The sequence below is a fragment of the Rhodococcus sp. 24CO genome, assembly GCF_050586165.1.
Classification (GTDB): domain Bacteria; phylum Actinomycetota; class Actinomycetes; order Mycobacteriales; family Mycobacteriaceae; genus Rhodococcus_F.
Map to the genome: position 1 here is coordinate 86,243 of NZ_JAZFNF010000004.1, position 18,225 is coordinate 104,467.

Below are 18,225 nucleotides of genomic sequence, written 5' to 3' on the forward strand. Positions count from 1 at the left end.
CTGGACGGACCCGATTTGTCGGTCAGCGGCGGATATCGAGCGCGGGGTCAGGCGCTGGCACGAGTTCTGCCTCCTCGCGTCGAATCGTGACGCGCAGTACGGCGAGCAGGAACAGTGAGAGGACAAATCCGGTGAGGGCGCCGAACTGATCCTGGGCGAACAGGAAAACCTGCGTCACGAGAAGGTTGACGACGATAGACGCCCGTAGCAGTCGTAACGCGCGCAGGTAGCGCCCGCGGAACAGGAACCACACGCCGAGAATGACCAGGATTCCCGCAGCAATACTCGACAGCAGAACCACAAGATCGGAGATGTCCTGCGCGATGATCTCCTCGTCGGTCACAAGCGCGACGACGACGCTGATCACTGCGCTGAGTGCGTCCAGGACAAAGATTGCCAGCACGACACGGCGGACGATGCGATGGCCGACAAAGGCGTCGAGGCGGGCCGAGACCGAGTTGCGCCACTGTGTGATCCGCGATTCGATACCGTCGCCGGTGGGGGTGTGCGAGTGCAGACCGGCCCTGATCGAACCGGCCAAGTCGGCAAGCGTGGGGTCGCGGACTCCGTCGAGAACGTGCAGTGCGTGGTTGTAGTGCACTGTATCCAGTTGTCCGAGAGCAAGATCCGACAGTGCTCGGGCGCCGATGGACAGTCGATGGCGGTCGTTCATGCCGCGCCGTATCACCACTTCACGCGTCACCAGGTAGAACAGAACGAAGACGACGTACATAATGGCAATGGCGGGTTGGTAGAAATAGTTGACGTCCGACGTGACGAACTTGCCGATCTCGTCGATGAACAACCCGAATCCGATGCCGCCGACCAGCGATGCGCGGTCGCGGATTCGACTACCTTCGGTGATGGCTGTCATGACGATCGCGACCGCCATCAGCAGTCCGCCCCACAGAACGTGCGCGATATGCAATGCGCCGCCGCCGACCTGGGGATATCCCATGGCAGCGAGGTAGGCGCGGGTGACGAGCACCGTAGCGATCGACGCAAAGAGAAACACTTCGAAGCGCGCCAGCGCGGCGCGGTCGTAGCTGTGCGTCAGTACGCTCGGATCGGTCGCCTTCGGATTCACCGGGGTACCCCCAAATTACGATAGCGAGAGATCCGCGCAGAGGTTCTGTCGACGGTGGATTCAGTTGCCAGCAGGGCGAGTTCGTGCGAGATTGCCGCCCCGACGCGTTTGGAGAACTCGACGGGTTCGTCTGCCGCATCGGGCCGTTCGGGGATGATGGCGTCGACGATGCCGTCACGTAGAAGATCCGACGATCGAATTCCCTGGGCCGCGGCCATCTGCGGAGCATGAGTGATGTCGCGGTGCACGATCGCACTGGCGCCTTCGGGTGGCAGTGGGGCGAGCCAACCGTTCTGCGCGGCCAACACCCGATCGGCCGGCAGAAGCGCCAATGCACCGCCGCCAGTGCCCTGGCCGAGAAGTACCGAAACCGTGGGCGTTTTGAGCATCACGAGATCTGCTATGCAGCGGGCGATTTCGGGAGCCAGTCCGCGTTCTTCAGCTTCCTTGGACAGTGATGCTCCGAGTGTGTCGATCACGAGAACCAAGGGAAGTTGTAGTTCTTCCGCCAGTTTCATGCCGCGTCTCGCCTCGCGCAGGGCCGCAGGCCCCATGGTGTTCTGCGTTGACTGCCCACTGCGATCCTGCCCGAGCAGGATGCAGGGGTAACCCCGGAACCTGGCGAGCGAGAGCAGGATCGTCTTGTCGGTCTCACCTTGGCCCGTGCCACTGAGCGGTACCTGTTCGGTGGCAGCATGGCGCAGTAGTTGCCGGATACCCGGACGGTCTGCGCGACGTGAGAGCATCACCGACTGCCAGGCCGGAACGTCGGGGATCTCGGGAACATCTGTGGATTCGGGTGCTGACGGCGCCGGGGGATCGCTGAGAACACACAGAGCTCGATTGACAAGCAGGCGTAGACGTTCGACGGGCACCACACCGTCGATGACGCCGTTGCGGTACAGGTTTTCCGACGTCTGAATACCTTCGGGGAACTTTTCGCCGTACAGCGACTCGTAGACGCGTGGTCCGAGAAAGCCCACCAGTGCGCCGGGTTCGGCGATGGTGATGTGACCCAACGATCCCCAGGATGCAAATACGCCACCGGTGGTGGGGTTACGCAGGTAGACCAGATACGGCAGATGTGCCCCCTTGTGGAGTGCAACAGCCGCAGCGATCTTGACCATCTGCACGAAGGCAACGGTGCCCTCCTGCATCCTTGTCCCACCGGACGTGGGGGAGGCCAGGAGCGGAAGTTGTTCTGCCGTGGCACGTTCGACGGCGGCCGTGATTCGTTCCGCCGCGGCGACTCCGATCGAGCCCGCCAGAAAGCTGAAATCGCAGGCGATTACCGCGACCCGACGCCCCCGAACGGTGCCGACGCCGGTAGTGACCGACTCGTCGGCACCGCTCTTTTCCCGAGCTTTCGCAAGGTCTGCGGCGTACTCCTGGCCGGGGTGGACGTCGAGCGGCTCCACGTCCCAGGAGACGAAGCTCCCTGGATCGAGTACCTGCGCCAGTAATTCCTCGGCCGAGATTCGCACAACACCCTCCGTATCAGGTAAGCACCTTCGCTGCGGACGAACCTACGGGGCAAGGCGCGTCGGTGTGAAACCGGATCAGCGGCCGAAGGCTTCCTTCCACGAGACGACCTTGCCGATGCGAAGGATGGAGCGCTGGTAGATCTTTGCCGCGATCATCGAGAAGATGACGGTTACGGTCACCATCAGCACGATGGTGCCCACGATCTGGAATGGCGTCGCCACGCCCGCAGCGATCCGTAGCGGCATGAGGATGGCGGAGAACGGCGGAATCCAACTGAGAACGTTGCTCAGTGTTCCGTCCGGATTTCCGACAGTGGAGAACGCGATACCGAACATCGCCACGATGAGTATCACCAGTGGTGCGGCTGTGGCATTGACGTCTTCCTGCCGCGACACCATGGAACCCGCGGCGGCATAGAGAACGGCAAAGAACGCGAAACCGAGAATGAACCAGCCGATGGTGCCGATCAGCACGCCGATCGCGGTTCCGGTCACGGTCAGCAGTCCGGTTGCCAGGCCGGTGCCGACTCCGGCTATCGCGTACGCAGCCAGCTGGAGCAGTCCCACCGCACCGATTCCGAGTACCTTGCCCCACAGCAACTGCAATGGCCGAAGCGTCGAAAGTAGCAGTTCGACAACACGACTCGACTTTTCCTCCACGACACCCATTGCCACATAGGTGCCGAACAACATGATCTGCATGTACAGCAGTGCTACCGCTGCAACGGACAGTGCGATGCGCTGACCCTGCTCGGGATCCGGTGGATCGAGAGTGTCGACGGTGACCGTGGCTGCTGCTGTCGCGCTGGCGAGCTGCCCCGGATCGACTCCCGCTTCGGTCAGCGCAGTCGACTGCGCTTGCTGGGCAACGGAACTCTCGACAACCACTCGCAGGTTGGTGTCGATTTCCTTGTTCGTGACGACGGTGACGCTGCCGCCGTCACCCGGTACGACTGCGAGGTCGAGGTTTCCGTCCTTCACGTCGGTGCGGGCGGCTTGCTCGTCGCTGTATTCCTTCACCTCGACCGGCGTTCCGATCGCGTCGCCGGTGGTGACAAGAGTCTGTGAGAGTGACTGATCGCCCACCACACCGATCGTGGATTTACTGTCGTCACCGCCGGAGAACAGCGAGATGCCGATGATGCCGCCGACAATCGCGATCAGAATGATGATGTTGCTGATCAGGAAACTCTTTTTGGCTATCTGGGTGGTGAATTCGCGCCGCGCGACCAACCCCACAGCGCGGGCCCCACTCAACTGTGTACTCACGCTGCAACCACCTCGCGGAACAGATCGGTCAAGGACGGGCGTCGACGGGTGAATTCGTGAACCGGACCCGTTTTCAGGGCAGCATGCAGGATCTGCTGATCGTCAGCGGTGGCGTCGACGCTCAGGAGCGTCCGTCCACCACCGTGGCTGATTGCCGAGACGCCGATAAGGTGATCGGCCCAGCCGGCGGGAGCGTCGGGCGCATGCACTTCGAGTTGGGCATTGCCCTTGCCGCGCAACTCGTTCACTGTTCCGATTTCGCGCATGCTGCCTCGGCTGATGATGCCTACACGATCACACAGGCGCTCCACCAGTTCGAGTTGGTGGCTGGAGAATATGACGGGCACGCCAGTGCGCGCCTTTTCGACCAGGACTTCACTCATGACGTCGACAGCTACCGGGTCCAAACCCGAAAAGGGTTCGTCAAGCACCAGTACCGCGGGATCGTGAACCAGTGCGGCGGCGAGTTGCACGCGTTGCTGATTGCCCAACGACAACGAGTCGACGGTGTCCTTGACCCGACCGGCGATGTCCAAGCGTTCCGTCCAGCGCTCTGTTGCCGCCCGCGCGTCAGCTTTGGACAGGCCGTGTAGTTCTGCGAGGTAGGACAATTGGGTGCCCACCTTCATTTTCGGATACAGCCCTCGTTCTTCCGGCATGTACCCGATGGTGCGGCGCACATCGAGGTCGACGGGCTTCCCGCCGAGACGTACCTCCCCGGAATCTGCCGCAAGCACTCCGAGAGCGATGCGCATCGTTGTCGTCTTTCCGGCGCCGTTACTGCCGACAAACCCGAAGATCTCCCCTGGATGCACCTCGAAGCTGAGATTGTCGAGCGCAACGACATCGCCGTAGCGTTTCGAAATGCCGTCGATCGTGAGGGTGGCTGGCATGGTTCCTTCCCATCGGTCGAATGTTGTACTGCGGTCAGTCTGTGTCGCCAGGTTCCGGATCGGGCTGCGTCCAGGCAATGATCATCGCCGGTGTACATGCGCCGATCAGCATCGCGGTGATTGCCATTCCACCTCCCGAGTACGCCAGTCTCTCTACATTCCACCCCACTGTCGAGGTGAAAATCAGGAATATCGCGACAATGAACACCAACGTTTGTGTCACGGTCAGCGCGATGGAGCGGGCACTGTTGCGCTGCTGGATTTCCCATTCGTCCAGCGCATCACGTGGCGCGTCGCCCTGACGCCCCGAGACCACTTGTACGGATGTCCACAGGGGCAGAAATATGAATGTAAGCGGCACCCAGAGCAAGGGAGCCACCGTGGTGCTGAAAAGAAATGCGACTGCCAAGACAATCATCGCGGCGAATACGACGCCGAGTGCGGTCACGAGCACCCGTCGGCGCCGACGGGTTCGCCACTTCGGCAACCAATGCCGGAAAGTTTCCTCTTGCTTCAGGAACTGTCTGGTGCGGCGTGCCTGGTAGCGGTCGATCAGATTCGGTTCACTCAGATTCGTTTGGGACACTGGTCTTTTCGCTCCCTTCGGTGATCCGGCCCGGTCGGTAGACCTCGGTGGACAGGGGGCCGAACTCCGCGCGGGAGAACACCGCTTCCACCGGGAGGTCGAACACGTCGCAGATGCGGAACGCGAGATCCAGGCTGGGGTAGTGGTCGCCGCGCTCGAGCGCGCCGACGGTCTGGGGATTTACATCGACAAGGTGTGCCAACTGCGCCCGAGTCATCTTTCGCTCGGCACGAAGCACGCCGATGCGATTGAAGATGGGGAGTGTTTCTCCCCGCCGGACTGGGCTCATGCATCAAAGTGTTGTGAAAACCCAACGTTTTGTCAAGGATTCTGACTTCGTCGGCCATGGGATGGCTACCTGGACCGATTGTTACGGTACGTACTGTACTGTTTTGGAATGACGTCCTGGCCCGCGAAACTCCCCGTTGTTCAAGTGCGTATTGCGCGCCCCACCGATCGGCTTGCCGAGGTAATTGCCTTCTATCGCGATTGTGTGGGCTTTGCGGAGTTGTATCGGTTCGCAGGCCATGCGGGATACGACGGCATCATGCTCGGACTACCGGATGCGAGTTATCACCTCGAATTCACTACCCACGAGGATGGCAGTCCATGTCCGGCGCCCACCCGCGACAATCTGCTGGTTCTGTACTTCGCCGGAGACTCTGCGATGTACGAGGTGGTGCAGCGGTTGGGTGAGGCCGGGCATGAACCGGTCGAGTCCGAGAATCCGTACTGGATCGAGAACGGCGGCATGACCTTCGAGGATCCAGACGGATGGCGCCTGGTCCTCATGCCGCGGGCGGTGCTCTAAATGGTGCGCACGCGTGACGACCGTATCGATGACGCTGTCATTGCCGCAGCTTTGGAGTTGTTGGCAGAGAAGGGTTATGCCGAGCTTTCGATCGGATCCGTCGCATCGAGAGCCGGTATTCACAGGCCCGCGATCTATCGGCGATGGCCGTCCAAGCGGCATCTCGTTGTCGATGTTGTCGTCGGGCAGATCGGAATCCGCCCGACGCCGGATACCGGCGATCTTCGCGCTGATTTGATCGCCGGCATCACGACTGTGGTTGTGGGACTGCGGGACACCGTTGTCGGCTCAGTACTTCCAGCGCTGGTTGCGGATCTGGCGGCAGACCCGGAACTGGCCAGTGCTTTCCGTGAGTCCTTCTTCGATCCGCGACGTAATTCTACTGCGGCAGTGCTGGAATCGGCGCTCGTCCGGGGTGAGATTCGTGAGGACTTCGACCTGGATTTTGTGCTCGACGCACTGGCGGCGCCAGTCTATTATCGGGCGCTGTTCCGGCACCTGCCCCTGGACGTGCACCTTGCGGAGCAGGCCGTCGATACGGTCCTGCTCGCATTGGCGCCGCGCGAAGAACCGTGATTTCTTTTTCGGCTCAGTTCAATTCGAGCGGATCGGGACCGACGCGCGTGTCCGTGTTCAGTGCGTCGATTGCTGCCGACTGATCGGCGCTCAGGGCAAAGTCGAAGATATCGGCGTTGTCGCGCATGCGCTGCGGTGTCACTGTCTTGGACAGCACGGTGTGGCCTTGTTCGATGTGCCAGCGCAAAATGACCTGCGCCGGGGATTTGCCCAGCGCTGCAGCGATGTCGACGATCGTCGGATCGTCGAGGATTGTGCCCTGGCCGAGCGGGCTCCACGCCTCGATCTCCATACCGCGGTCTTGTGCGTATTTCCGCGATGTGTGCTGTGCCAGCCTGGGGTGCAGCTCGATCTGGTTGACGGCGGGTGTGATGGAACTGTGCTCTGCCAGCAGATCGAGGTGCTCGGGCAGGAAGTTGGAGACGCCGATTGCGCGGGTACGTCCGGACGCGAGGATCTCCTCGAACGCCTTCCAGGTCTGCGCGATCAGGCCCTTGCCCGGTGCCGGCCAGTGGATCAGGTACAGGTCGACGTAGTCCAGGCCGAGCTTGCTCAAACTGGTGTCGAACGCTGCCAGTGTGCGGTCGCGGCCCTGATCGTCGTTCCACAACTTGGTGGTCACGAACAGTTCTTGTCGGGGGATGTCGGAGCCTGCGATTGCGCGGCCGACGCCGGCTTCGTTTCCGTAGATCGACGCGGTGTCGATGTGGCGATATCCCAGGTCGAGGGCGGTAGCGGTGACATCCTCGGTCTGCTCGTCCGGAACTTGGAACACGCCGTATCCGAGTTGCGGAATGGTGATCGGTTCGCCGGTGGTTCCGTGGGTCAGTGTGCGGTCGGGTATCGACAACATCGTGGTGCCTTTCGAGACTCGAGGTGCGGCGACGGCCTTCTGGGCCGCAGCGCCCTATGCCGCGCATGCAACTATTGCGTGCGCCGGATAAATAGTTGCACACGCGTGATGTCGGCGCAAGCGCGCGACTGCTACTCCTCGAAAAGCTGCCCGTCGTCCATCCGCCACTTCCGGGTGCTGCGAGTGGAACTGAGCATCCGGCGATCGTGAGTGACAAGTAGTAACGTGCCCTCGAAGGATTCCATTGCCTGCTCGAGTTGCTCGATCGCCGGCAGGTCGAGATGGTTGGTGGGCTCGTCGAGTACGAGGAGGTTGACTCCGCGGGCCTGGAGTAAAGCCAGTGCTGCCCTGGTTCTTTCGCCGGGGGAGAGGGACGCTGCCGACCGCAGCACATGATGCCCGCGTAGGCCGAATTTGGCGAGGAGGGTGCGGACGTCGGCGTCGGGCCACTCCGGTACCTGGGCGCCAAAAGCTTCGACCACCGGCTGATCGCCCTCGAACAGCCCTCTGGCTTGATCGATTTCACCGATAGCGACACCGGATCCGAGTGAAGCGATTCCCTCGTCCGGAGTGAGTTTGCCGAGCAGGACATTCAACAGGGTGGTCTTGCCGGCGCCGTTGGCACCGGTGATGAGAATGCGGTCGCCCCAATCGATTTGCGTCGTGACGGGTCCGAAGGTGAACTGACCGCGGGTTACCTTGGCGCCGTTGGTGGTTGCGACCACAGATCCGGATCGGGGAGCGGCCGCGATTTCCATGCGCAACTCCCATTCCTTGCGAGGCTCCTCCACCACGTCGAGGCGCTCGATGCGGCGTTGAGTCTGACGGGCTTTGGCCGCTTGCTTTTCCGTCGACTCGGTACGCAATCCGCGGCCGATCTTGTCGTTGTCCTTGGCCTTACGACGCGCATTGCGCACGCCGTGTTCCATCCAGTTGCGCTGCATCTGGGCACGATCTTCGAGTTCGGACCGGGTGCCCGCATATTCCTCGAACGCCTCGCGGGCGTGCTGGCGAGCAATCTCACGCTCGGCAAGGTATGACTCGTACCCGCCATCGTAGACGGCGATATTCTGTTGTGCCAGATCAAGTTCCACGATTCCGGTGACAGTGCGTGAAAGGAACTCGCGGTCGTGACTCACCACAACCAGTGCTGCTCGCGTTTCGGCTACAAAGCGTTCGAGTTGCTCGAGGCCACGCAGATCGAGATCGTTGGTCGGCTCGTCGAGCAGCAGGATGTCGTAGCGAGAGAGCAGCAGCGACGCGAGGCCGGCGCGAGCCGCCTGACCACCGGACAGCGCCGTCATGTGCGCGTCGAGGGGAACACCCAGGCCCAGTTCGTCGACAACTTTTTCCGCGCGCTCCACCAGGTCTGCGCCGCCGAGAGTGAGCCAGCGCTCGAGCGCCGGCGAGTACAGGTCTTCCGCGGAATCCGCGAGGGTTTCCGCTGCGGCGTTCATGACATCTTCGGCTTGCGTGACACCGGTGCGTCGGCCCAAGAATTCGAGCACCGTCTCACCCGCAATACGGTCGGGTTCCTGCGCCAGGTAGCCAACCGCGGCGTCGGGCGGGCTGAGGGTGATCGACCCTTCCACATCAGCGGTTCCGCTTCCGGCCAGCGCTGTCAGGAGCGTCGACTTGCCCGCGCCGTTGGCGCCGACAAGTCCGATGACGTCGCCGGGGGCGACGGTGAGATCGAGATCGGAGAACAGGGTGCGTTCTCCCCGGGAAGCTGAGAGTCCGCTGATGCGCAGTGTTGCAGTCACAGGTGAAGTATCCCCTGTGCTGTGCGCCTTTATTAACCGCGGGCGGTTGACAAAGGCGTACAGCGTTAGCTTCGCACCAAGTGGTACCAGCACGGATGGGCCGCACGGGCGGGCAGCGGCGCATCGGCCATATCGGCCGGATCACTCGACACCATGGTCCAGCCGTCGAAAGCTCGGGCGACGTCGTCCTTCGACACGCCATGCGGCATCGGCCACCGATGGCCTGGACTGAAGGCGAACATGATCAACGACGCTTCCGGTGCGGTGACGGCATTGACGGACTCCGCGTATGCACGGCGCTCGTGATCGCTGAGGCCGTGGAAGCATCCGATGTCGAGGACCAGCATGTGACCCGGGTCGACTGCGATGTGCAGATCGGTTGCGTCCTCGTGCAGGAATCGAATGTTCGAGTGGGCCTCGCGGGCCCGGATTCGTGCTTTGTCGAGAGCTTCCTGCTCGGTGTCGACGCCGGTGACCTGCCAGCCGCGCTTTGCCAGGTCGATGGAGTGCTTTCCGGTTCCGCATCCGATGTCGAGGGCGCGCCCGTTGTCGGGGACGGGGGTCGAGTCGAGTAGTGCGGACAGTTGGGTATCAAAACCTCGCCGGGTGTGCTCCCACGGAGTCACTCCCACTTTGTAGGCGAGATGGTAGGGAAGATTCATCGCCGTCCCTTTTCCTCGACGAGATTTCAAGGCGTGTCTTCCAAGGTAGACGGGGTTTTCGGGCAGGACAAGGGGGTATGCGCGGGAACGCTCCACCGGTTTGCCGCGTTGACTGGGTATGACCGAACCACAAGACGTGACCACTGTTCCGAGCATTGTGTTGGCCGACGGCAAGGCCATTCCAGCTTTGGGATTCGGCGTTTTCCAAGTGCCGGACGACCAAACTCGAGACGCCGTATCAACCGCCTTGCAGGCTGGTTATCGAAGTATCGATACCGCCAAGATCTACGGCAACGAGGCAGGTGTCGGGCAGGCGATTGCCGAGTCCGGTATCAACCGTGAAGACCTCTACATCACCACCAAACTGTGGAACGACGATCAGGGATACGAGTCGACGCTGGCGGCGTTCGACGCGAGCCTCGAGCGCTTGGGCCTCGATTACCTCGACCTGTACCTGATCCACTGGCCGGTCCCGTCGAAGGACCTCTATGTCGACACATTCAAGGCATTTCAGAAGCTCAAGGCCGACGGACGGGTGCGGTCGATCGGTGTTTCGAACTTCACCGTCGACAACCTCGAACGGGTGATCGGGGAAACGGGTGAGGTGCCGGTACTCAACCAGATCGAGTTGCACCCCAAGTTCAACCAGTCCGAACTTCGCGCCTTCCATACCGGCAAGGGGATTGCCACCGAGGCGTGGAGTCCGCTCGGACAAGGCACGCTGCTCACGGATCCCGTCATCACCGCGATCGCCGACGCTCATGGTGTGACCGCCGCTCAGGTTGTCATTCGTTGGCATCTGCAGATCGGCAACGTCGTGATTCCCAAGTCGGTGACACCTTCGCGTATCAAGGAAAACTTCGACGTCTTCGGATTTGCATTGACGCCGGACGAGATCAATGCCATTGGATCGCTTGATGATCCGGCCGGTAGAATCGGACCGGACCCGGCGGTGTTCGCGAGCTAGATCAACGAATACTGCACAAAGACAACGGCACTCCCACTATCGAGTGGGAGTGCCGTTGCCGTATCGGATCAGTTCAGATGTGTGCGGTGCTCTGCGGTGAAAGCGATGTGTTCGCCGGTGCGTCCGGTGCGGAGTTTCTCCACCCATTCGGGGTCGGCGAGAAGTGCGCGGCCGATGGCGACCATGTCGAATTCGCCGTCCTCGTACTGAGCTTCGAGACGCTCCAGTCCGGTGACAGCGGATTCCGCGTCGGCGGTGAAGGCCGTGGTGAACACAGAATCGAGCCCGATGGATCCGACCGTGATGGTGGGCAGGCCGGTCAGCTTCTTCGTCCAGCCGGCGAGTCCGAGTTTGCTGTCGTCACCGCCCAGTTCGGCGAACGCCGGCTCCCAGTGACGTCTCGTCGACGGGTGCAACACATCGACTCCCGCATCGACCAGTGGAGCGAGGATGCGCTCCAGTTCCGCCGGACTCTGGGCGATCCGAGCGTCGTACTGGCCGGACTTCCACTGCGAGAAACGGTAGACGATCGCAAACTCGTTTCCGACGGCCTCTCGTATGGCAGCAACAACCTCAGCCGGAAAACGAGTTCTGGCTTCGAGCGAACCGCCATATGTATCTGTGCGGACATTGGTTCCAGCCCAAAGGAATTCGTCGAGTAGGTAGCCGTGCGCGCCGTGTAGTTCCAGGCCGTCGAATCCGGTGTTCTTGGCATTGAGAGCAGCGTCTACCCAGGACTGCTTCAATGTTTCGAGATCGGACGTGGTGAATTCTCGTCCCAAGCGCGTGCCGTCGAGCGCCAAACCGGAGGGGCTGACAGTCTCGACCTCGGGATTGAGGCGGGAGTTCTCGCCGCGCTCGACACCCAGATGCCAGAGCTGCGGAATGATGGATCCGCCCTCGGCGTGGACGGCGTCGACAACCGAGCGCCAACCATCCAGGCTCGAGTCGCCGTAGATGCGCGGAACTCGCGTCTGCGGGCCGGCGGCGGGGTCTGGGATGTACGTGCCTTCGGTGATGATCAGGCCGACACCAGCTGCTGCGCGACGACGGTAATACTCGGCTACGTCAGCTCCGGGAACTCCGTCAGGCGAGAACGCGCGGGTCATCGGCGCCATGGCAAAGCGGTTACGCAACGCAAGTGATTTCACCTCGAAGGGCTGGAAGAGGCCGCGCAACGCGGAGGCCTCGGGGGCGGTCGAAGTGGGGGAAAGAGTCACAAGGTTGTTCAACGTGTGCGCTTCGACGCCTATTCCAGCGACGATGGTCACTAATTAGTTAGTGCAGTATTAGTTATCGCACTAACTAATCTGTTACGGTGAACCCATGACCACGCAGGAGCCACTCACCGATCCACTGGCACTCGATCGCCAGGTGTGTTTTGCGCTCGCCGTTGCAAACCGGGCCGTGCTGTCCGTATACCGTCCGTTGCTCGAGCCGATGGGCCTCACGCATCCCCAGTATCTTGTGATGCTTGCGCTGTGGGGGAAGGCTCCGATGGCGGTCAAGGAAATTGGGCAAGCATTGCAACTCGATTCGCCGACGCTGTCACCGCTGCTCAAGCGTCTCGAGGCGTCCGGGCTGATCACGCGAACGCGGAGTCGGGCTGACGAGCGCCAACTCGACGTCGATCTGACCGAAGCCGGTGCAGCACTGCGGAGCGAGGCGGAGAAGATTCCGCCGGCCGTGGTGGAGAAGCTTGGTGTGGGACTGGCTGAACTGGAAGAACTTCACACGGTGCTCACGCGTGTCAACGAAGCCGCGCTGCGCGCTGGAGCATTAGACCAATGAAAGGCAAGGATATGTCGACCGCGCCCGCAGGAAAACAGCATGCGTCACCGAATCCTCTTCAGTGGCTTGGCTATTCATTCGGTCGTAAGTTGCCGGACTCCATGCAGGAATGGGTACGCAACGATCTGATCGGCGATTGGGCCGTGCCGCGTCACCTCGTCCGCAGCATGGTGCCGTTCCTGCCGGTTTTTGCGGTCTTCATGCTGTTCCCGGGCCCGTGGGCGCTGCGGGCGTCGATGGTGCTTCTCGGAGTATTGCTGGCACTGTTCTATTCCGTTTCCTACATGGCGCAGAACAGGTCTCGCCGACTCGAACGCCACGGCCTGCCTGCGGATCTGGAAAACCCGAAGAAGGTCACTCGCCACGACGCCGAGAAAGCCGCATACGACAAGCTGTACGGCCACAGTTAGTCGCGGCCGTACAACCTCAGTCCCGGGTTGCGAATTCGCGTGCCTCGAAAGCCAGATCGTCTGCGGTGGAATCCATGCGGGCGATCTCGCGATCAGGCACCGTCAGCACGGCGACGATCGGCACCGCCATCGCAAGAAGTCCGATGACGAAGACAGGGAAGAGGAACGCGAACACCTCGAGTCCGACAGGAGCGGGGGCGGACGTGTCGTGGACAACCTCCACCGCGGCCATCCCGGTGTAGTGCATGCCGACCACGGGGACACCCATGATCACACCGGCGATCAATCGCATGACGGTGGATTCCATCACCATCGTGAACCACAGTGCGGCAGTGCCGGCCACAACGGCGATCACCAGGGACAGTGCGACGAAATACATGTTGTAGTCGATCTCGCCCTGAAATCGCAAGGCCCGCATACCCGTGTAGTGCATGATGTTGACCGCGATGCCGACCAGGAAGCCGGCGGCCAGGAGTCGCGACCAGCGGAACTCGGTACCGACGATCAACAAACCGACAAAAACTGCGGTCACGGACATCAGCGCCGAAATGATCGTCCAGGTCAGGCTGTAGCGAATGGGACTGCCCGGCACGGCAAACCCGAGCATGGCGATGAAGTGCATCAACCAGATGCCGACACCTCCGATGGACAGCGCGCCCATGAACAACCAGCGCATGCGCGCGGCCGGGTGGGTGGCCGCCGCACCATGTCGGGTACACGCCAATCCGATGACCGATCCCGCGACTGCAACGGCGAACGCCAGTCCGAGCAGCCAGATTCCCATCGAGAAATGGTGCATTTCATCCGACATGCCAGTTCCTTAGGTTTGTTGTTGTCAGAGGTTTCAGTAAAGTGCTGCGGCCGCGATACGTTCGAGCGCGTACTCGGTGATCGTGATCAAGGCCTGCTTCGCAGATTCCCGGTTGCGCGCGTCGATTTCGATCATCGGTACGCGGTTGGGTAGCGCGAGAGCCTGACGAAGATCACTCGCGGCGTGGATGGGAGCTCCGTCGAAACGGTTGACTGCCACGATGAACGGCAACCCGCGGGCTTCGAAGAAGTCGACAGCGGCAAAGCTGTCTTCGAGGCGGCGCGTGTCGACGAGGATGACCGCTCCGATGGCGCCGGTGATGAGGTCGTCCCACATGAACCAGAACCGTCGTTGACCCGGTGTGCCGAACAGATAGAGAACCAGGTCGTCGGCCAGCGTGATGCGGCCGAAATCCATTGCGACTGTTGTGGTGTCCTTGTTCGGTGTCGCGCCGAGGTGGTCGATGCCGTCACTGGCGTCGGTCACCATTGCTTCGGTGCGCAGCGGGACGATCTCGGAGACCGTCCCGACAAGGGTGGTCTTTCCGACCCCGAAGCCGCCGGCGATCACGATTTTCGTCGAGGTGACGCGAGATGATGCGTCAGAGTGCCCGAAGTCCACTGAGGGTCCTTTCGATCAATTCGCGGCGCTCGACCGCAGTCGCATCGCTTCGCAGAGTGGCTTGTACTTCCAATGCCCCGGCGACGATCAGATCCGCCACCAGAACCCGGGCCACCCCGATCGGAACACCAAGGTGTGCACCGATTTCCGCGATGGAGATCCGCTGCTCGCAAAGGGAGACGATCGAGGTGCGAATGTCTTCAGGTGCAAGGTGCCCAGCGACGGCATCCTCCATCGTCGCGACAATCGCTTCGATGGGGAGGTCGATGGACGGCTGAGTCCGACCTTCGGTGAGCGCGTATGGACGAACCAGACTTGGTTCGGGGTCAACGCGTTCGGGGTGATTGGACATGAGTATTAAGAATCCCGACCCGAACGAGCGGCGATGTCCATCGTGGGTCCGACTCGGTCGACCAGAGTGGCCATTTCGTACCCGATCTGACCGATGTCGCATCCCGCAACGGCCAACGCGGCCAGATAGGCGCCGCTGCCGACGCCCATCAGCAGCAGGTAACCGTTCTCCATCTCGACAACTGATTGCAGGACGGCTCCGCCGTCGAACAACCGTGACGCACCGGCGGAGAGGCTGGCGAGTCCCGAAGTCACAGCGGCCAATTGGTCGGCTCGATCGAGTGGAAGGTGGGTGCTCGCAGCACTCAACAGTCCGTCGGCCGAGACGATGATCGCGTGGCTCACTCCCGGCACGTCTCGGGCGAAACCCGAAACCAGCCAGTCGAGTGAGCGAGGAGTCTCTTGGGCTCCGACTGAATTCACTGTTCTCCTTCATCGTTGCGCACATTCGCACCACTGGGCGTGGTCGACCCGACAGTATTCTCGGTGCCACGACGCCGTCCGCGGCTGACGCCGGACTGGTAGTCGCTCCACCCGCGTCTGACGTTCTCCGGATCCGTGCTCTGGCGGTGAGTACCGGAGCGCAATGGAGCATTGGTGCCGCCGACAGCACCGGGAACCAGCCTCGCACCACGATCACGGATGGGTAGACCGGAGTCGGCAATTCTGGTGACGGGCAATTCGAACGACGCCCGGGCCGCAAGCCAGCCCTGATCTGCTTCTGTTGTCCAGGCGACTTCACCTGTGGCAGAAGATGTCCCCGCTGTCGGGTCGACCAGCCACTCGGACACCATGCGGGCGTAGATCGGTGATGCGGCCGGGGGAGCGGAGACAGGCGTATCGGAAGGTTCCGTTGCGCGTGCGCCGGTACGTGGTGGGAAGCCGTCGCGCGCGCGGGAGGAGAAGAACGCCGCGGTGTTGGTCGGGGCGGTGGAGTTGAGTCGATGCCTCGGTGCCGGTTCGGCGATTGGCTCCGGGGAAGAAGTTTCCGTCGGAGCGACGAAATGCTCGGCAGGTGATGCACTCGGTTCGGGCGTCGGCGCCGTTGCGACCGGATCTCCGATTCCGGGTGCCCCACTGGCACCTGGTGTGCGACGCGGCAGTCCGAGCGATTCGACAGGCGCGGTGGCGCCGAACTGAGCGGTCACAGTTGTGGGAGCGCCGTCGACGGGCGTCGGCAGGACCGCCCTGGTGCTACCCGGTTGACGCTGAGGAAGTCCCGAAGCGGACATGGTGGGTGCTTGCGCGCCCATCGAATATGTCTCGGCCACTGGGGGTTCGGGAGCGCGCACTGGCGGAGCCGCTACCGGTGGAGCCTGGACGGGAGCAGCATTCCTGGCCGGAGCACCCTGGTGGGCCGGACTCGTGAACGGTGCAGTCACCGTGTCAGACGGATGCGCTTCGAGCAGTGCCGCGGGCAGGAGGATCGAGGCGGTGATGCCGGCGCGGTCGGGTGCATTGCCGGTGGGCCGCAGTCGAACGGAAATGTTGTGTCGCATACTGATCCGGCTGATGACGAACAGTCCCATGTGGCGGGCAGTATCGGGCGTCATCTCGCCGCCCGAAGCCAGGCGCCCGTTGGCGTCGACAAGATCTGCGGTGGACATTCCCAGTCCCAGGTCGGCAACCTCCACGAGCATGGAGCCGTCGTTGGTGCGGGCCGCGTTGATGGTCACGGTCGACTCGGGCGGTGAGTAGCGCAGCGCGTTGTCGAGGAGTTCGGCGACAATGTGCACGACGTCTGCGCTGGCTTGCCCGCTGATGACGGCGGACGGAATCTGGCCGAGTCCGACGCGAAGGTAGTCCTCGACTCCGGAGACGGAGGCGCGCAAAGCGTCGGCAAGCTGGATCGGCGCGGTTCGACCGCGTCGACTTTCGGTGCCGGACAGGATGAGAAGGTTCTCGCCGTTGCGTCGCATTCGGGCTGCGATGTGGTCGAGGCGGAAAAGGTTCTCGAGGCGCTTCGGGTCGTCTTCGTCCTGCTCGAGTTGCTCGATCAGGCCGAGTTGCTGTTCGACGAGGGACTTGTTGCGCCGTGACAGCGTTTCGAACATGTCGTTGACCTGGCGTCGCAGGGTTGCCTGCTCGCCTGCCAGGCTGATGGCCTGCCCGTGCATATCGTCGACCGCGCGGGCGAGTTGGCCGATTTCCTCGTGAGTATGGACTGGGACACGGGGGATTTCGAGGTCGCTGATCTTGTCGCCGGAGCGGATTCGATCGATGGCCTCGGGCAGCCCGCGTCGTGATGCTTGTAGTGCCGCGAACCGCAGGCGCCGGATGGGATCGACCAACGAGCGGCTGATGATCAACGCGATCACGAGTGCGGCGAGGACGGCGCCGAGAACCAGGGCAGTGTCGCGAAGAGCTGCAGTTCGGGCAGTGTTGGATTCGGCGGTCACGCTGGTGGCGAACTGATCGACGGCTGCGTCGGTGACATCGTCGTACTGGTCGCTGCTGGTTTGCAGTCCGATATCGATCTGGCTGCTGAGCGGGGACAACGACGAGGTGGCACCGATTTCGGCGATGCGACTCTGTGCGGATGTACGCAGCGCGTTGACGGCTACTGCGGTCGGTGAACTCTCCGATTCGTCTGGTGGTAGCACCTTGTCGAGTGCAGCGAGCTCGACGCCGGCGGTGGTGGCAAGTGCGGTGCGCGTTTGTTGATCGAGGCGACCGGAGCCGAACAGGACGCGCTGATCGGACAATGCTCGACGTGCTTCCCAGAGGGACGAGAACTCGCCGCCGCGCTGACGCAGAATGGGGCGCTGGGATGTATTGATGACGTCGGTGAATGCGCTCGAGATGTTGGTGGATACTTCGTTGACGAGTGTGACGAGCCGTGCGGGGGCAACTGCGCCCGCTGCCACTTCGTCGACGATGGACGTGCTGTCCTCCAGAGCCCGGGTGACTTTGTCGTTGAGCACGTCGTCGGCCTGGAACGAGCGGCCGGCGGTGACAAGTCCCTGCATCGAATCGTTCACTGCCCTTGTGGCAGTAGTTGTTTCAGTACCGGACGAGGATGCGACCGCGAGGTCGTACAGAGCTTCCTCCAGGTGGAGAGCCGCGGGTACCGCGAGCACTCGTTCCGATGAGGAACTGAGCCTCGAGGCCTCGGCGAGTTCGGCCTGGATCCGGAAGGCACCGAGTACGACGGCGATGAGCATCGGAACGGCAAGGACCGCGACGACCTTCCAACCGAGGCGCCATTCGCCGATCGACCACCAGGAGGTTGCTGTGTGTGCATCGTGTTTCATGCGGACCGCTTCCCCTTCATATTTGCCCCCTCGCCC

20 protein-coding genes are annotated in these 18,225 nt (G+C 62.2%); 5 read left to right on the top strand and 15 right to left on the bottom strand.

Features of this window, described 5'->3' with window-relative positions; translation table 11 throughout:
• Positions 1 to 22 precede the first annotated feature (22 nt).
• The 6 genes from V2B23_RS10490 to V2B23_RS10515 form a co-directional block, all read right to left on the bottom strand.
• Positions 23 to 1,087, bottom strand: coding sequence for a hypothetical protein (locus V2B23_RS10490; RefSeq protein ID WP_430950296.1), 1,065 nt, complete (start codon positions 1,085 to 1,087; stop codon positions 23 to 25).
• Entirely contained in the window at positions 1,084 to 2,571 is a 1,488-nt protein-coding gene (locus V2B23_RS10495; protein WP_430950297.1) for a carboxyl transferase domain-containing protein, read from the bottom strand. Before V2B23_RS10495 ends, V2B23_RS10490 begins: the two co-directional genes overlap by 4 nt.
• A 75-nt stretch (positions 2,572 to 2,646) precedes the next feature.
• A complete protein-coding gene (locus tag V2B23_RS10500; protein ID WP_430950298.1) occupies positions 2,647 to 3,840 on the bottom strand; it encodes an ABC transporter permease in 1,194 nt (397 codons plus the stop codon).
• Positions 3,837 to 4,733: an ABC transporter ATP-binding protein gene (locus V2B23_RS10505; protein ID WP_033234131.1), complete on the bottom strand. Its 897-nt coding sequence runs from the start codon at positions 4,731 to 4,733 to the stop codon at positions 3,837 to 3,839. The genes V2B23_RS10500 and V2B23_RS10505 overlap by 4 nt, the downstream gene beginning before the upstream one ends.
• Positions 4,734 to 4,767: 34 nt before the next feature.
• On the bottom strand, positions 4,768 to 5,304 hold the full coding sequence (locus V2B23_RS10510; protein WP_430950685.1) for a hypothetical protein: 537 nt from the start codon (positions 5,302 to 5,304) through the stop codon (positions 4,768 to 4,770).
• A complete protein-coding gene (locus tag V2B23_RS10515; RefSeq protein ID WP_430950299.1) occupies positions 5,297 to 5,608 on the bottom strand; it encodes a helix-turn-helix transcriptional regulator in 312 nt (103 codons plus the stop codon). Before V2B23_RS10515 ends, V2B23_RS10510 begins: the two co-directional genes overlap by 8 nt.
• 108 nt (positions 5,609 to 5,716) lie before the next feature.
• Between V2B23_RS10515 and V2B23_RS10520 the strand changes: the two genes are divergently transcribed.
• Together V2B23_RS10520 and V2B23_RS10525 are read left to right on the top strand one after the other, a co-directional pair.
• Positions 5,717 to 6,130, top strand: coding sequence for a VOC family protein (locus V2B23_RS10520; protein WP_430950300.1), 414 nt, complete (start codon positions 5,717 to 5,719; stop codon positions 6,128 to 6,130).
• Positions 6,131 to 6,706 carry a TetR/AcrR family transcriptional regulator gene (locus V2B23_RS10525; RefSeq protein WP_430950301.1) on the top strand — a complete coding sequence of 192 codons (576 nt, stop codon included), beginning with the start codon at positions 6,131 to 6,133 and terminating at the stop codon, positions 6,704 to 6,706.
• Positions 6,707 to 6,719: 13 nt separating this feature from the next.
• Here the strand turns inward: V2B23_RS10525 and V2B23_RS10530 are convergent, their stop codons facing one another.
• The 3 genes from V2B23_RS10530 to V2B23_RS10540 form a co-directional block, all read right to left on the bottom strand.
• Positions 6,720 to 7,559, bottom strand: a complete 840-nt coding sequence (locus V2B23_RS10530; protein WP_430950302.1) for an aldo/keto reductase — start codon at positions 7,557 to 7,559, stop codon at positions 6,720 to 6,722.
• A 131-nt stretch (positions 7,560 to 7,690) separates the two neighbouring features.
• Positions 7,691 to 9,322 (bottom strand): ABC-F family ATP-binding cassette domain-containing protein, encoded by a 1,632-nt coding sequence (locus tag V2B23_RS10535; RefSeq protein ID WP_430950303.1) that lies wholly within the window; start codon positions 9,320 to 9,322, stop codon positions 7,691 to 7,693.
• 65 nt (positions 9,323 to 9,387) lie between these two features.
• Positions 9,388 to 9,984 carry a class I SAM-dependent methyltransferase gene (locus tag V2B23_RS10540; protein ID WP_430950304.1) on the bottom strand — a complete coding sequence of 199 codons (597 nt, stop codon included), beginning with the start codon at positions 9,982 to 9,984 and terminating at the stop codon, positions 9,388 to 9,390.
• A gap of 118 nt (positions 9,985 to 10,102) precedes the next feature.
• Here V2B23_RS10540 and V2B23_RS10545 point away from each other — a divergent pair, with 118 nt between their 5' ends.
• Positions 10,103 to 10,951, top strand: a complete 849-nt coding sequence (locus V2B23_RS10545; protein ID WP_430950306.1) for an aldo/keto reductase — start codon at positions 10,103 to 10,105, stop codon at positions 10,949 to 10,951.
• A gap of 68 nt (positions 10,952 to 11,019) precedes the next feature.
• Here V2B23_RS10545 and V2B23_RS10550 read toward each other — a convergent pair whose 3' ends face one another.
• Complete coding sequence (locus tag V2B23_RS10550) at positions 11,020 to 12,171, bottom strand: NADH:flavin oxidoreductase (protein ID WP_430950686.1); 1,152 nt, start codon at positions 12,169 to 12,171, stop codon at positions 11,020 to 11,022.
• 106 nt (positions 12,172 to 12,277) lie between these two features.
• Here V2B23_RS10550 and V2B23_RS10555 point away from each other — a divergent pair, with 106 nt between their 5' ends.
• Together V2B23_RS10555 and V2B23_RS10560 are read left to right on the top strand one after the other, a co-directional pair.
• Complete coding sequence (locus V2B23_RS10555) at positions 12,278 to 12,742, top strand: MarR family winged helix-turn-helix transcriptional regulator (RefSeq protein WP_430950307.1); 465 nt, start codon at positions 12,278 to 12,280, stop codon at positions 12,740 to 12,742.
• The gene (locus V2B23_RS10560) at positions 12,739 to 13,152 is read left to right on the top strand and encodes a DUF5313 family protein (protein ID WP_430950308.1); all 414 of its coding nucleotides are present in this window, start codon (positions 12,739 to 12,741) and stop codon (positions 13,150 to 13,152) included. The genes V2B23_RS10555 and V2B23_RS10560 overlap by 4 nt, the downstream gene beginning before the upstream one ends.
• Positions 13,153 to 13,168: 16 nt before the next feature.
• Here V2B23_RS10560 and V2B23_RS10565 read toward each other — a convergent pair whose 3' ends face one another.
• From V2B23_RS10565 to V2B23_RS10585, 5 genes are read right to left on the bottom strand one after another with little or no spacing between them, the layout of a single operon-like run.
• On the bottom strand, positions 13,169 to 13,963 hold the full coding sequence (locus tag V2B23_RS10565; RefSeq protein WP_430950309.1) for an MHYT domain-containing protein: 795 nt from the start codon (positions 13,961 to 13,963) through the stop codon (positions 13,169 to 13,171).
• Between the two features lie 33 nt (positions 13,964 to 13,996).
• The gene (locus tag V2B23_RS10570; protein ID WP_430950310.1) at positions 13,997 to 14,584 is read right to left on the bottom strand and encodes a GTP-binding protein; all 588 of its coding nucleotides are present in this window, start codon (positions 14,582 to 14,584) and stop codon (positions 13,997 to 13,999) included.
• Positions 14,565 to 14,936 (bottom strand): DUF742 domain-containing protein, encoded by a 372-nt coding sequence (locus V2B23_RS10575; protein WP_430950311.1) that lies wholly within the window; start codon positions 14,934 to 14,936, stop codon positions 14,565 to 14,567. Before V2B23_RS10575 ends, V2B23_RS10570 begins: the two co-directional genes overlap by 20 nt.
• Positions 14,937 to 14,941: 5 nt before the next feature.
• A complete protein-coding gene (locus tag V2B23_RS10580) occupies positions 14,942 to 15,358 on the bottom strand; it encodes a roadblock/LC7 domain-containing protein (protein ID WP_138872261.1) in 417 nt (138 codons plus the stop codon).
• Positions 15,355 to 18,189, bottom strand: coding sequence for an ATP-binding protein (locus V2B23_RS10585; RefSeq protein WP_430950312.1), 2,835 nt, complete (start codon positions 18,187 to 18,189; stop codon positions 15,355 to 15,357). The genes V2B23_RS10580 and V2B23_RS10585 overlap by 4 nt, the downstream gene beginning before the upstream one ends.
• Positions 18,190 to 18,225 lie beyond the last annotated feature (36 nt).